This window comes from Streptococcus sp. Marseille-Q7156 (assembly GCF_965119495.1).
On record NZ_CBCPLU010000001.1, the window covers coordinates 963,150 to 975,220 of the forward strand.

A 12,071-nucleotide genomic window follows, 5' to 3' on the forward strand; every position below is an offset into this window, starting at 1 on the left:
TATTTGTCTAACTTTTTGGGGTCAATACAGAGACCCCCTTAGTGTTTTTTGAACACTCCCCCCGTCTGAAATTGAGACTAGAGTAGGTTCATATTCTAGCTCTCCCAAGTAAATTTTATTAGCCAATCGATCTTTTTCACTCGAAGACTGTTGAACTTCATCTATCAAGCCATACTCTCGTAAGGTTTTCTTGATAGCGAGTAACTTAGACTTGGAACAGCCAAGCAGTGCCATTAATTTTGAGTTGGAATAAACCAAATAAATAGCTCCATCTTTATCTATCCAACCCTTACTGAGCGATAACTCTAGTCTATCTTTTAAGACCGCATAAGCAACCTTAACCTCCAACTTCATGCCCTTATAACGGTCGCTTTCAAATAAGAGTTTTGGAAGTTTATAATAACGCTCTGATGTTTGATAGTGATTAGCAGATATTCGTTTCATGATTTCCCTCCAGTAGTAACAGGCTAACATTACCTGATTCATCAAATTTAATTAGTCCTTCTTTTTCCATTTCAGTAACCATTTGAGTTCTTCCTCAACATCAATCCTCATGATAGTCATGAGATAGCATATCACGATTTGACGTGATGGCTGTTCTTCCTTTTGCATGATTTCCTCCTGAAAATAAAAAAGCGAAAACACTTATTAAAATGTTCTCGCTTGTGCAATATTCTATAATAAAAGTTAAAAATTCCTCCTTAATGACAGATTGTAGAACGCTCAAATCCTTGATTTAACAGCGTTATTAGCACCTGTCATTATTATGACACAATCCCCTCCTGGAAAGGCATAACCAGACCAGCGATTGGTTTCAGGAGAGCGATACTGCATCACCACGCGCTGGGTTTCGAGATCTTCAATCAGGCAAATATTTGTTAAAATCGTTAATTGGGAACGGGACATAAATTTACTCGCTTTCTAATTTTGGATTATCTTTTACTCTAAACTTAATAATTTATAATGTTATTCAATAATTTTACTTAAAATCTTAATTACCTTATGATTCTGAAACTTTAAAAAGACACTACTACCTGATCGATACCCTTTATGACAATGGTAGTAAGAAAAATCATAAAAGAGATCTGGCATCTCTGAATTATCTATCCGTTTGAAATAAATTCTGTCAGTCCATCTTCTGCTCTAAATTATTCTCAACTCAACGATAAGGAATTTTCGAACTTTCTATCTCTATATCAGGATTAGCAAGTTTGAGATATGGAGCAATATAGTCTGCATCCGTAACTTTTGGCCCTAGAATAACTTTTGAGTATTTCAAAGGAGCCAGATTAATGTATACAAATAAAGCATATCGCCCATCCTCCTTTGATTCTAAGTGAATATATTTCCTAAAATCATCATAACCATATTTCTCATTTTCACTGAGCCCAATACCTCCTGATAAACCTCTGAGTTCTTCAATTCAATTCTATCCTCTGTTATGATTTTCGGATTTAGTTTTCTTTCAATATCTGAATCATCAAAGTTGATTAGAATACGATACTCACTCTCATATTCATAATCAGATACCTTAAAAAGATAGGATATTTTCGCTAAATTTTCAAAAATACTTGACTGTACCTTCCTACTTTCTTCAGTATGTCTAGCTTTTAATTCTTGAATTAGCTCTTTTAAGTCATTAAGCTTTTGTATAATATCAGAATCGTTTTCTCTCGTACTGTTTAAATAGAATATTCTCACAAACTCTAAAGAGTCATGCTCAATAATTTGTTGTAGATACTTTTTATCGTACTGTAGAAATGCTCCTTTAGATTCTTCTGCATATTCTTTCCACATAGGAAGACTATCTGATATAGTTGTCATCGAAGATAGGAAGACATTGGAACTCTGATAGCAGTCCGAAGAATTTTCTATTTCTAAGTAGTCATAGATGGCTCTTCCTTCCATAGGATCATTTAATTGTTTAGAATTTGTTAATCTCAAAAACGCAGGTTCACTTGAATCACCAGAATTTATTGTTTTAATTAAAGGATTCGTTAAAGTTTCAATTTTAGTATAATGACCATATTCTTCACTATTCTCAAGATCTCGGGATTTGATTGTTAAGTGAAAGCGAATTTTATCAATAAGAGTATTTCCGATTTCTCCCAATTCATCTACTTGAATATCTTGTATATTTCTTTTCTCTTCATTTTCATTCTTTATTTCACCAGCTTTCTCTAATAAACTAAAAATTTCATTTTTCAGAATATCTGAGACAGTATATTTTCGTATAGTTTGAAGTGTTTCTATAGAGTCCTTGATAATATAAGAGTCTTTTGTCTCTAACCACGACAAATATGATCCAACGGTAAAATTCTCAGGATTATTTTTATAAAAGCGATTAATTATACTTAGATGATCAAATTTAAAAATATTTACAAGATTGTCAAGTTTAAAATATTGAACAAATATTAATTTATCTTGAAACTTAGAAAGAATATTATTAATTATTACATCAATGTTTTGTTTGATTTTTTCTTTTACGCTCTCAAAATCATCATCTCTTTCAAATATAGTTATCATTATTCCGAGCATATCAAAACAAACAAATTTATCAATACTATTTAAATTAAGATTTTTGATACGATTAATAATCATATCAAAAATACTATCATCATTTAAAAAATCTTGGCAATCTTCAATTCCGACATTTTTTCTCAAATATTTGTTTAAAGAGCGAAAGTAACTATATAGAATACCTTCATTAGGAATTAACGCTTCATTATTTTCTTTAAATAATAATTCTACCTCTAATAAAACTTTCTTAAAAATCGTTATATCGACTAGATTACTAAATTCTAATAATATATATAAAGTTGTTTTTACCTTTTCCCATTTTTCTTTTGGAGAAAATTGAAAAAAGCTTCAGCTATATTCTTAATACTCTCTACTTTACTATCTAAGTTATCTAAAGACCGTATGGCATTTTCTAATTCAAAATAGTCAGCGCCTTTTTTATAATCATCTAATATATCCATTTCTTTTTTCTCCTTTCACTAACCCAACGCCTTCACTTCCAGCATCATATCACGTATCTGAGCTGCTAGTTCAAAGTCAAGCACTTCGACAGCTTCTTGCATTTGTTTTTCGAGCTTCTTTACTAGTTCCTTACGTTCTTGCTTGTTGAGGCTATTGATGTCGACTTCCTTGTCCTCTTCCTTAGCAACTGCCTTAGTTACAGCAATCAGGTCACGAATTTCTTTCTTGATGGTTTGTGGAACGATACCGTGTTCTTCATTATAAGCCATCTGGATTTTGCGACGACGGGCAGTTTCATCGATAGCACGTTGCATAGACTGGGTAACGGTGTCCGCATACATGATGACATGACCTTCACTGTTACGGGCAGCACGTCCAATGGTCTGTATGAGTCCACGTTCGTTACGGAGGAAACCTTCTTTGTCAGCATCGAGAATGGCAACCAAACTTACCTCAGGAACATCAATCCCTTCACGGAGCAGATTGATTCCGACCAAGACATCAAAGACACCCAAGCGCAGGTCACGGATAATTTCCGTCCGCTCCAGGGTTTTGATATCTGAGTGCATGTACTTAACCTTGATGCCCATTTCCTTGAAGTAGTCGGTCAAGTCCTCTGCCATTTTCTTGGTTAAGGTTGTGATAAAGGTACGCTCATTCTTCTCAACACGGGCATTAATTTCACCCAAGAGGTCATCAATTTGTCCCATAGTCGGACGGACTTCCACTTCAGGATCCAAGAGTCCTGTTGGACGAATGATTTGCTCAATCACTGTCTCGGTCTGTTCATTTTCATAGTCACCTGGTGTTGCTGAAACATAAACAATCTGATGCACATGACTTTCAAACTCCTCACGACGTAAAGGACGATTGTCCAAGGCTGATGGTAAACGGAAACCATAATTAACCAGCATTTCCTTACGCGAACGGTCTCCATTGTACATGCCCTTGATTTGCCCCATAGTCATATGACTCTCATCAATCATAATCAAGAAATCATCTGGGAAGAAGTCGAGAAGCGTATAAGGAGGCTCTCCTTCGCTACGACCATCCATGTGGCGAGAATAGTTTTCAACTCCGTTGGTATAGCCCATCTCACGCAACATTTCGATATCATACTCTGTCCGCTGTTTCAAACGTTGGGCTTCAAGCAATTTGCCTTCCTTCTCAAAGATAGCTAGTTGCTCTTCTAATTCGGTCTGAATTTTAGCAATGGCAACTTCCATATGGTCGTCATTGGTCACAAAGTGTGTCGCAGGGAAAATCGCCAAATGATCCACTTCTCCCAACACCTGACCTGTCAAAGCCTCAACTTCACGAATACGGTCAATTTCGTCTCCAAAAAATTCTACTCGAAAGGCATGCTCATCACGAGAGGCTGGGAAAATTTCCACTACATCCCCACGAACGCGAAATCTTCCGCGTTGGAAATCAATATCATTTCGCTCAAACTGAATATCAACCAAGTCATTCAAGAGTTTATCACGAGAAATTTCAAGACCTGGACGGAGACTAACGACACTATCAGCGTATTCCTTGGGCGAACCTAAACCATAGATACAAGAGACAGAAGCTACGACGATGACATCGTTACGCTCCAGAAGAGCTGAAGTCGCTGAGTGGCGAAGCTTGTCAATCTCATCATTGACCGAGCTATCCTTCTCAATGTAGGTATCGCTAGAAGGGACATAGGCCTCAGGTTGGTAATAATCATAGTAGGATACGAAGTACTCAACAGCATTTTCAGGGAAAAATTCTTTAAACTCCCCATAGAGCTGTCCTGCCAGAGTCTTATTGTGGGCGATGACCAGAGTTGGTTTATTGACTTTGGAAATAACCTGACTCATGGTATAGGTCTTCCCTGTACCAGTCGCCCCCATCAGAATCTGAGCCTTTTCTCCACCCTCGATATTGTCAACCAACTGCTCGATAGCTTGAGGTTGATCTCCTGATGGTTGATATTTTGATACTAGTTTAAATTTATTATCTGTAATGCGGTTAATCATAAGAATCCTCTCTCCATATGCTATTCCTATTTTAGCATACTTATAGCATTTTCACGAAGAAAAGAACGGACCGAAGTCACATCCTTTCATTTTCTTTCTTTAATTGATAAGCGAGATAAAGAATCAGTAGAAACAAAATAATACTGGACATGATGGAACCCTCAATACCAAAAGACCCACCAGATAGCCAGTCTTGATTGCCTTGTGGAGTAAATTTCATGATTGAGGTTCCTGAAGACTGACCACTAACTAAAATCCCAAAGAGATTACCCTGAGCAAAATTCCAAGCCCCATGAATACCTGCAACACCCCAAACTGTATCAGTTTTGAGGAGGTAAAGTGACATGGCAACTCCGAATAAAAAAAGATTCACTAGAGATAGAGGGGTGAGACCAGAATTTCCCGCATGAAGCAGGGTAAAGAACAGGCTAGATATAAGAACAGCTAGTTTTAGATTGGTTCTTGAAGTCAATTGAGGAAGGAGCCAAGTACGCGACACTACTTCTTCTGCTGTCCCCTGTAAAATCCAAAATGGAATGGTAAAAATAACAAAGAAAAGCGAATAAGGATTCAAGTGAATGGACTCAAAACGATATTGCCCCAAGGCCACTAAACCTAACAAAGTAAGAAGAAAAAGTGCCAGACCTAGCCCAAATCCTTTCAGAAGATTGCTGAGGAAATTCTCTCTATAAAATCCCAAAGTTCGAATAGGTCTTTTCTCAACTTTTTTAGTCCATCTGAACACAGTGTTGAGTATAAAACCAAAGGCCAGTAAATCTAAAATTAAATGAAAGTCACTTGTTTTATCCATCAAGCTCTGCTGCAAAATCTGCAAGTATGTAGCAAAAGCTTGACCAGCCTCTCCAAAATTTCTAGCAAGTCCGATGAGAGCTAACAAACTAATACCATACAGAGTATAAGCCACAAACTCTCCTATGAAGACAAAAGCAAAGGCTAACAAGGGGCTTGTGTAAATGTTTAAACTCATTTTTGAAGCTTGGAAGTCTTTAAATATTCTTTTGTTCTTCATATCCCTGTCCTCTTTTCTTCTATATATACTATTATTATAGCACTTTATAGTGGCAATTCAAGAAAGAAAAGGAAAAAACAATGTTATATTTTCTGACACAAAACTATAAAAATTTGCCTTTTTTTACTTTTTCTGATATAATGGGAAAATATTCGGAAAAGGAGACTAAAAATGAAGAAAAAATTTCTAGCATTTTTGCTAATTTTATTCCCAATTTTCTCATTAGGTATTGCGAAAGCAGAGACAATTAAGATTGTGTCTGATACCGCCTATGCACCTTTTGAGTTTAAAGATTCAGATCAAACTTATAAAGGAATTGATGTTGACATTATTAACAAAGTCGCTGAGATTAAAGGATGGAACATTCAGATGTCCTATCCTGGATTTGACGCAGCGGTCAATGCGGTTCAAGCTGGTCAAGCTGACGCTATCATGGCTGGAATGACAAAAACTGCAGAACGTGAAAAAGTTTTCACCATGTCTGATACTTACTATGATACAAAAGTTGTCATTGCAACTACAAAGGCACAGAAGATTAGTCAGTATGACCAATTAAAAGGTAAAACTGTTGGTGTTAAAAACGGAACTGCCGCTCAACGTTTCCTTGAAACAATCAAAGATAAATACGGTTTTAGCATTAAAACATTTGATACTGGTGATTTGATGAACAACAGCTTGAGTGCTGGTGCCATTGATGCCATGATGGATGACAAACCTGTTATCGAATATGCCATTAACCAAGGTCAAGACCTCCATATTGAAATGGATGGTGAAGCTGTAGGTAGTTTTGCTTTCGGTGTGAAGAAAGGAAGTAAATACGAGCACCTAGTTACTGAATTTAACCAAGCCTTGGCTGAAATGAAAAAAGATGGTAGTCTTGATAAAATCATCAAGAAATGGACTGCTTCATCATCTTCAGCAGTACCAACTACAACTACCCTAGCAGGATTAAAAGCCATTCCTGTTAAGGCTAAATACATCATTGCCAGCGATTCTTCTTTTGCACCTTTTGTTTTCCAAAACTCAAGCAACCAATTTACTGGTATTGATATGGATTTGATTAAGGCAATCGCTAAAGACCAAGGTTTTGAAATTGAAATTACCAACCCTGGTTTTGATGCAGCTATCAGCGCTGTCCAAGCTGGTCAAGCAGATGGTATCATTGCTGGTATGTCTGTTACAGATGCTCGTAAGGCAACTTTTGACTTCTCAGAATCATACTACACTGCTAATACTATCCTTGGTGTCAAAGAATCAAGCACTATTGCTTCTTATGAAGACTTGAAAGGGAAGACAGTCGGTGTTAAAAACGGAACTGCTTCTCAAACCTTCCTAACAGAAAATCAAAGCAAATACGGTTACAAAATCAAAACTTTTGCTGATGGTTCTTCAATGTATGACAGTTTAAACACTGGGGCAATCGATGCCGTTATGGATGATGAACCTGTTCTCAAATATTCTATCAGCCAAGGTCAAAAATTGAAAACTCCAATCGCTGGAACTCCAATCGGTGAAACAGCTTTTGCCGTTAAAAAAGGAGCAAATCCAGAATTGATTGAAATGTTCAACAACGGACTTGCAAATCTTAAAGCAAACGGGGAATTCCAAAAGATTCTTGATAAATACCTAGCTAGCGAATCTTCATCTGCTTCAACAAGCACTGTTGATGAGACAACTATCTGGGGCTTGCTTCAAAACAACTACAAACAACTCCTTAGTGGGCTTGGTATCACTCTTGCTCTAGCTCTTATCTCATTTGCTATTGCCATTGTTATCGGGATTATCTTCGGTATGTTTAGCGTTAGCCCATACAAATCTCTTCGTGTAATCTCTGAAATTTTCGTTGACGTTATCCGTGGTATTCCATTGATGATTCTTGCAGCCTTCATCTTCTGGGGTATTCCAAACTTCATCGAGTCCATCACAGGCCAACAAAGTCCAATTAACGACTTCGTAGCTGGTACTATTGCCCTCTCACTCAACGCAGCAGCTTATATCGCTGAAATCGTTCGTGGTGGTATTCAGGCCGTTCCAGTTGGCCAAATGGAAGCCAGCCGAAGCTTGGGTATCTCTTATGGAAAAACCATGCGTAAGATTATCTTGCCACAAGCAACTAAATTGATGTTGCCAAACTTTGTTAACCAATTCGTTATCGCTCTTAAAGATACAACCATCGTATCTGCTATCGGTTTGGTTGAACTCTTCCAAACTGGTAAAATTATCATTGCCCGTAACTACCAAAGTTTCAAGATGTATGCAATCCTTGCTATCTTCTATCTTGTAATTATCACACTTTTGACTAGACTAGCGAAACGCTTAGAAAAGAGGATTCGTTAATGGCAAAATTAAAAATTGATGTAAATGACTTACATAAGCAATATGGAAAAAATAAGGTCCTAAAAGGAATTACGACTAAGTTCTATGAAGGAGATGTTGTTTGTATCATCGGTCCTTCAGGTTCTGGTAAGTCAACCTTCCTCCGTAGCCTTAATCTTCTAGAAGAAGTCACTAGCGGTCACATCACTGTGAACGGTTATGACTTAACTGAAAAAACTACCAACGTTGACCACGTCCGTGAAAATATCGGAATGGTTTTCCAACACTTCAACCTCTTCCCACACATGTCTGTATTGGACAACATTACCTTTGCTCCTATTGAGCACAAGTTGATGACTAAGGAAGAAGCTGAGAAATTGGGAATGGAGTTGCTTGACAAAGTTGGGCTAGCAGATAAAGCTAATGCTAACCCAGATAGCCTATCAGGAGGTCAAAAACAACGCGTGGCCATCGCTCGTGGACTAGCAATGAATCCAGACATCATGCTCTTTGATGAACCAACTTCTGCCCTTGACCCTGAGATGGTCGGAGACGTACTAAACGTTATGAAGGAATTGGCTGAACAAGGCATGACCATGATTATCGTAACCCATGAGATGGGATTTGCTCGTCAGGTTGCCAACCGCGTTATCTTTACTGCAGATGGTGAATTCCTTGAAGACGGAACACCTGATCAAATCTTTGATAACCCTCAACACCCACGTCTGAAAGAGTTCTTGGACAAGGTCTTAAACGTCTAAACTTAAACTGTAAGGATTTCCTTGCAGTTTTTTTCTATCTCGTATTGGATTTTTTGATTTTTCGGAAAATTATGTTAGAATTAAGTTTATGAAATGAGATTTCCTCATACCTAGCAAGACTAGGAATAAAAATAGAAATTAGGTAGCTAGATGTCATCTAAGGTTATTGTTACAATTTTCGGTGCGAGTGGAGACCTGGCTAAACGCAAGCTCTACCCTTCCCTTTTTAGACTTTATAAATCCGGCAATCTTTCCAAGCACTTTGCAGTTATTGGAACTGCCCGTCGTCCTTGGAGCAAGGAATATTTTGAATCTGTTGTTGTCGAATCTATCCTTGATTTGGCAGATAGTACCGAACAGGCTCAAGAGTTCGCTAGCCACTTCTACTATCAAAGTCATGATGTCAATGATACAGAACACTACATTTCTTTGCGTCAATTGCAGGCTGAACTAAATGACAAGTACCAAGCTGAAGACAACAAACTCTTCTTCTTGTCTATGGCACCTCAGTTCTTTGGAACTATTGCCAAACACCTCAAGTCTGAAAACATCGTAGACGGTAAAGGTTTTGAGCGTTTAATCGTTGAAAAACCGTTTGGTACAGATTACGCAAGCGCAAGCAAGTTGAATGACGAGCTCCTAGCAACATTTGACGAAGAACAAATTTTCCGTATTGACCATTATCTTGGTAAGGAAATGATCCAAAGTATCTTTGCAGTTCGCTTTGCAAACTTGATTTTTGAAAACGTTTGGAACAAGGATTTTATCGACAATGTTCAAATTACCTTTGCTGAGCGCTTAGGCGTAGAAGAACGTGGTGGCTACTATGATGAATCTGGTGCCCTCCGTGACATGGTTCAAAACCACACTCTACAACTCCTTTCTCTCCTTGCCATGGACAAGCCAGCAAGCTTCACAAAGGACGAGATTCGCGCTGAGAAGATTAAGGTCTTTAAAAACCTCTATCATCCAACAGATGAAGAGCTTAAAGAACACTTTATCCGTGGTCAATACCGTTCAGGTAAGATTGATGGAATGAAATACATCTCTTACCGTAGCGAGCCAAATGTAAATCCAGAATCAACAACTGAAACCTTTGCATCTGGTGCTTTCTTTGTAGATAGCGATCGCTTCCGTGGTGTTCCTTTCTTCTTCCGTACTGGTAAACGTCTGACTGAAAAAGGAACTCATGTCAACATCGTCTTTAAACAAATGGATTCTATCTTTGGAGAACCACTTGCTCCAAACATTTTGACCATCTATATCCAACCAACAGAAGGCTTCTCTCTTAGCCTAAATGGGAAGCAAGTAGGAGAAGAATTCAGCTTAGCTCCGAACTCACTTGATTACCGTACAGACGCGACCGCAACTGGTGCTTCTCCAGAACCATACGAGAAATTGATTTATGATGTCCTAAATAATAACTCAACTAACTTTAGCCACTGGGATGAAGTTGGTGCGTCATGGAAATTGATTGACCGTATCGAAGAACTCTGGGCTGAAAATGGTGCCCCACTTCATGACTATAAAGCTGGAAGCATGGGACCTCAAGCTAGCTTTGATCTACTTGAAAAATTCGGTGCCAAATGGACTTGGCAACCAGATATCGCCTATCGTCAAGATGGTCGTTTAGAATAAAAAAATTTCCTGCAAGTTTGTACCTTGCAGGATTTTTGCTTCTGATTAGATTAAGCCTTCCAAGAGACCCTTCATAAAGTTTTCTGAGTTAAACTCTCCAATATCATCGATTTTTTCACCAAATCCAATCAATTTTACAGGAATATTGAGTTCTTCACGGATAGCTAGAACCACACCACCTCGAGCAGTTCCATCAATCTTAGTCAAGACAATTCCAGTTAATGGCGTGATTTTTGAAAATTCTTTGGCCTGTACAAGAGCGTTTTGACCTGTTGATGCATCAAGTGCCAAGAAGGTTTCATGCGGTGCTTCTGGTACAACACGTTTGATGATACGACCAATCTTTTCCAACTCAGCCATAAGGTTATCCTTATTTTGCAGACGACCAGCGGTGTCAATCATAAGAATATCGATACCTTCAGCTACAGCACGTTCCATGCCATCAAAGACTACACTGGCTGGGTCAGCTTTTTCAGGTCCAGTCACAACTGGAACGTCCACACGACGACCCCATTCAGCTAGCTGGGCTACTGCCCCTGCGCGGAAGGTATCTGCCGCAACCAACATGACCTTCTTACCTGCTTGTTTGTAGCGGTGGGCTAGTTTCCCAATAGAAGTTGTTTTCCCAACACCATTAACACCAACAAAGAGCATAACTGTCAAACCCTCTTGGAAGTGGATGCTTTCATCATAGTTGCCATCCTTTTCATAAAGCTCAACCAATTTCTCAATAATGACACGGCGTAGTGCATCAGGTTTTTTGGCGTTTTCAAGCTTGGCTTCGTAGCGTAGTTCCTCAGTTAAATTAGAAGCTACCTGGACACCAACGTCACTCATAATCAGCAGTTCTTCCAATTCCTCGAAGAATTCTTCGTCAACAGAGCGGAAGTTAGCAAAGAAGGCATTCAAACGGGCACCAAATCCTGTACGAGTTTTCTTGAGACTGCGGTCATATTTTTCCTGAACAGTTTCTTCTGCCTGAGACCTTTCTGGTTCAAGCACTTCAGAACTATTTTCTTCTACAATCTCTAGGAGCTCAGTATTCTCTTCCTCTGGGACTTCTTCTGAGTTTGGAAATTCATTGACTTCTTCTTGTTGAACTTCTACAACTGGCTCTAAATTGTTATTTTCTTCAACTGTCTCTTGATTTTCGTCTTCTTCAAACACAGCTTCTTCAGAACTTTCAACTTCTGCTTCTTCATGAGGAACTTCCTCAGCTTCTGTTAAGGCAGGCTCAACATCTTCTGATAGATCAAGATTTTCCAGAGCTTCTTTTACAACTTCTTCGATTTTAGGTTCTTCTTTTTTTCCGAATAGACGGTCAAATAATCCCATATC

General features: G+C 38.4%; 7 protein-coding genes and 3 pseudogenes. 3 read left to right on the forward strand and 7 right to left on the reverse strand.

Features of this window, described 5'->3' with window-relative positions; translation table 11 throughout:
- Positions 1 to 33: 33 nt before the first annotated feature.
- From ACWPV5_RS04500 to ACWPV5_RS04525, 6 genes and pseudogenes are all read right to left on the reverse strand, one after another.
- Positions 34 to 444, reverse strand: a pseudogene (locus tag ACWPV5_RS04500) (replication initiator protein A); the annotation flags it as partial.
- A 333-nt stretch (positions 445 to 777) separates the two neighbouring features.
- A pseudogene (locus tag ACWPV5_RS04505) lies at positions 778 to 906 on the reverse strand (8-oxo-dGTP diphosphatase); the annotation flags it as partial.
- A gap of 253 nt (positions 907 to 1,159) precedes the next feature.
- Positions 1,160 to 1,956, reverse strand: a pseudogene (locus ACWPV5_RS04510) (DUF2971 domain-containing protein); the annotation flags it as partial.
- Positions 1,957 to 2,825: 869 nt separating this feature from the next.
- Positions 2,826 to 2,981, reverse strand: a complete 156-nt coding sequence (locus ACWPV5_RS04515; protein WP_454382550.1) for a hypothetical protein — start codon at positions 2,979 to 2,981, stop codon at positions 2,826 to 2,828.
- Positions 2,982 to 2,999: 18 nt separating this feature from the next.
- Positions 3,000 to 4,988 carry an excinuclease ABC subunit UvrB gene (gene uvrB, locus ACWPV5_RS04520; RefSeq protein WP_454382552.1) on the reverse strand — a complete coding sequence of 663 codons (1,989 nt, stop codon included), beginning with the start codon at positions 4,986 to 4,988 and terminating at the stop codon, positions 3,000 to 3,002.
- Positions 4,989 to 5,064: 76 nt separating this feature from the next.
- Entirely contained in the window at positions 5,065 to 6,018 is a 954-nt protein-coding gene (locus ACWPV5_RS04525; protein ID WP_261193728.1) for a CPBP family intramembrane metalloprotease, read from the reverse strand.
- Positions 6,019 to 6,189: 171 nt separating this feature from the next.
- Between ACWPV5_RS04525 and ACWPV5_RS04530 the strand changes: the two genes are divergently transcribed.
- The 3 genes from ACWPV5_RS04530 to zwf all read left to right on the forward strand — a co-directional run bounded on the left by ACWPV5_RS04530 (position 6,190) and on the right by zwf (position 10,733).
- Entirely contained in the window at positions 6,190 to 8,355 is a 2,166-nt protein-coding gene (locus ACWPV5_RS04530) for an ABC transporter substrate-binding protein/permease (RefSeq protein WP_153196888.1), read from the forward strand.
- Positions 8,355 to 9,095 (forward strand): amino acid ABC transporter ATP-binding protein, encoded by a 741-nt coding sequence (locus ACWPV5_RS04535; RefSeq protein WP_001096322.1) that lies wholly within the window; start codon positions 8,355 to 8,357, stop codon positions 9,093 to 9,095. Before ACWPV5_RS04530 ends, ACWPV5_RS04535 begins: the two co-directional genes overlap by 1 nt.
- 150 nt (positions 9,096 to 9,245) lie before the next feature.
- Positions 9,246 to 10,733 carry a glucose-6-phosphate dehydrogenase gene (gene zwf, locus ACWPV5_RS04540; protein ID WP_454382555.1) on the forward strand — a complete coding sequence of 496 codons (1,488 nt, stop codon included), beginning with the start codon at positions 9,246 to 9,248 and terminating at the stop codon, positions 10,731 to 10,733.
- A gap of 45 nt (positions 10,734 to 10,778) precedes the next feature.
- Here the strand turns inward: zwf and ftsY are convergent, their stop codons facing one another.
- Positions 10,779 to 12,068, reverse strand: a complete 1,290-nt coding sequence (gene ftsY, locus ACWPV5_RS04545; protein ID WP_023944184.1) for a signal recognition particle-docking protein FtsY — start codon at positions 12,066 to 12,068, stop codon at positions 10,779 to 10,781.
- Between the last annotated feature and the right edge of the window lie 3 nt (positions 12,069 to 12,071).